Annotated in this window: 1 tRNA gene and 2 rRNA genes (1 of these 3 cut by a window edge); all 3 read right to left on the bottom strand. The window is 54.6% G+C overall.

The window, feature by feature from the left end:
- Window positions 1-385: 385 nt before the first annotated feature.
- Window positions 386-462 (bottom strand) — tRNA-Met (locus tag ACW9UQ_RS18005).
- Window positions 463-527: 65 nt separating this feature from the next.
- A 5S ribosomal RNA gene (rrf, locus tag ACW9UQ_RS18010) occupies window positions 528-642 on the bottom strand.
- 196 nt (window positions 643-838) lie between these two features.
- Window positions 839-2,500: ribosomal RNA gene (locus tag ACW9UQ_RS18015) — 23S ribosomal RNA — on the bottom strand (it continues 1,579 nt past the right edge of the window).

Genomic DNA, 2,500 nt, shown 5'->3' on the forward strand with positions numbered 1-2,500 from the left:
GGATGAATGGCTGCACCATTACAACCACGAGCGCACGCATCAGGGCAAAATGTGTTGCGGCAGAACACCCATCGAAACTATGATCCCCTCTCGGCAGATTGCTTTGCAATCGCCTGCCGAGCAGTGGACGGGAAAGAAATCTGGCAGGAAAAGTCCGTGAACTGAACTTCACCTGACAGACGCCGCCAGAAAAACGGCCAACTGTCAGATCACATCTGAACCACTACAATTGAGGCAATCGTTCTGACGCCCTCGGTGGAGCGTGGTATGCCTATTATTGATCTTGTTGGCGATTTGGCGGGTATTCTATCTGTCGCTTCCGGTCGCGACAAGCCTGCACTCACTGTTGGTTTGTCTGAGTTTAACCCAGATGAGTGCGAGGCGTTGGTTGCGGGAGTAGGATTTGAACCTACGACCTTCAGGTTATGAGCCTGACGAGCTACCGGGCTGCTCCATCCCGCGCCAAAGCATGGGTGCTGCGCACCGAGTATTTTATCGTTCTAGAGCAAATTCTCTGATCTTATCAGGTTTGGCGGTGACCTACTCTCCCACGTCTTGAGACGCAGTACCATCGGCGCGGTGGCGCTTAACGGCCGAGTTCGGGATGGGATCGGGTGTTTCGCTCACGCTGTGACCACCAAACCGGGTAAGACCAGAGAAGACGTCGGAAGCCTTACGGCTTCCTTGTCTTAGGGTTCGACGTCGGAAGCCTTACGGCTTCCTTGTCTTACACGAGACGTGTCTTTCGATCTGATCGGTGTGGTCAATGATTTCGTCGGTTTTGTGGTGGGTGCGCTGCCCCGCAAGCGGGGGTCGCTCGTCATCACTCTACTGGATCGGAATCAAGCCTATCGGGCAATTAGTACCGGTCAACTGAACGCATTACTGCGCTTACATCTCCGGCCTATCGACGTGGTGGTCTTCCACGGCCCTCAGGGAGACCTGGTTTTGAGGGGGGCTTCCCGCTTAGATGCTTTCAGCGGTTATCCTGTCCGTTCATAGCTACCCAGCACTGCCGTTGGCACGACAACTGGTCCACCAGTGGAACGTTCACCCCGGTCCTCTCGTACTAGGGGCAACTCCTCTCAAGTCTCCTACACCCACGGCAGATAGGGACCGAACTGTCTCACGACGTTCTAAACCCAGCTCACGTACCTCTTTAAACGGCGAACAGCCGTACCCTTGGGACCTGCTCCAGCCCCAGGATGAGATGAGCCGACATCGAGGTGCCAAACACTGCCGTCGATATGGACTCTTGGGCAGTATCAGCCTGTTATCCCCGGCGTACCTTTTATCCGTTGAGCGATGGCCCACCCACGTGGAACCACCGGATCACTATGACCGACTTTCGTCTCTGCTCGACTTGTCAGTCTCGCAGTCAGGCGGGCTTATGCCATTGCACTCGACGGTTGATTTCCGACCAACCTGAGCCCACCATCGCGCGCCTCCGTTACTCTTTAGGAGGCGACCGCCCCAGTCAAACTACCCGCCACACAGGGTCCCGGATCCGGATAACGGACCGCGGTTAGACATCAAGACAGACAGGGGTGGTATCTCAAGGGAGGCTCCCCAATGACTGGCGTCACTGGTTCAAAGCCTACCACCTATCCTGCACATGCCTGACCTAATGCCAGTGTGAAGCTGTAGTAAAGGTGCACGGGGTCTTTCCGTCTGACCGCAGGAACCCCGCATCTTCACGGGGAATTCAATTTCGCTGAGTCTGCATTGGAGACAGCGGGGAAGTCGTTACGCCATTCGTGCAGGTCGGAACTTACCCGACAAGGAATTTCGCTACCTTAGGACCGTTATAGTTACGGCCGCCGTTTACCGGGGCTTCAATTCGACGCTCTCACATCTCCTTTTAACCTTCCGGCACCGGGCAGGCGTCAGACCCTATACGTCGTCTTGCGACTTCGCAGAGCCCTGTGTTTTTAGTAAACAGTCGCCACCCCCTGGTTTGTGCCCCCAGTCTATACTTGCGTAGAAACTGGGCCTCCTTCTCGCGAACTTACGGAGGTATTTTGCCGAGTTCCTTCAATGCAGTTCTCTCAAGCGCCTTGGTATGCTCTACCAGTCCACCTGTGTCGGTTTCGGGTACGATCTTATGGAGGGCTATTTCCAGGATCCGCTCAGCAGCCCACTCAATCCGATAAGAGTGAACTACACCTGCGAACCGTCACAATCCTCCTGGCTCCGGAATATTAACCGGATTCCCATCGACTACGCCTTTCGGCCTCGCCTTAGGGGTCGGCTTACCCTGCTCAGATTAGCTTTAAGCAGGAACCCTTGGACTTTCGGCGACAGGGTCTCTCACCCTGTTTATCGCTACTCATGTCAACATTCTCACTTCTGAACGCTCCACTGCTCCTTACAGAACAGCTTCAAAGCAAAACCCTTAACCTGCCCAACACCCCAAAGGGTGCTGATAAGGTCAGAGTTTATGAACAGAACGCTCCGCTACCACGTGTATTAGACAAAAGAATGTTACATAAATGGGTCC

The organism is Halovulum sp. GXIMD14793, from assembly GCF_054457435.1.